This window comes from Bacillus cereus group sp. BfR-BA-01381 (assembly GCF_022663555.1).
Taxonomy (GTDB): domain Bacteria; phylum Bacillota; class Bacilli; order Bacillales; family Bacillaceae_G; genus Bacillus_A; species Bacillus_A pacificus.
The window spans coordinates 1-361 of the sequence record NZ_JAKUFR010000249.1; the positions used below are offsets into that span (position 1 = coordinate 1).

Consider the following 361-nt stretch of genomic DNA (forward strand, 5'->3'; position numbering starts at 1 on the left):
TGGCTTTTGTACTTGTTGAGATTCTACTACCACTTGCTGCACTGGACGTTCTTCTACTTGTGGTTCTACTACTACTTGCTGCATTGGTTTTTCTTCCACTTGTGGTTCTACTACCACTTGCTGCACTGGTTTTTCTTCCACTTGTGGTTCTACCACTACTTGCTGCATTGGTTTTTCTTCTACTTGATGTACAGACTTATTCTCTACTCGTTCACTCATAGAAGGTTGCATTGCATTTGTTCTAGCCGCATGTCTTTCCATTAATCGCGTTCTGTCTTGTTTCAACATAACAACATTAAATGGTACGTGACGCTTTTTCTCACGTTTTGGTTCTTCTTTTTGTACAACTGGTTGTTCTTCT

The 361-nt window shown here is 40.2% G+C and carries 1 protein-coding gene; it reads right to left on the reverse strand.

Annotated elements, in window-relative coordinates:
* Positions 1-361: hypothetical protein (locus tag MR079_RS28555; RefSeq protein ID WP_396022971.1), on the reverse strand; the 361-nt coding region annotated here is incomplete at both ends.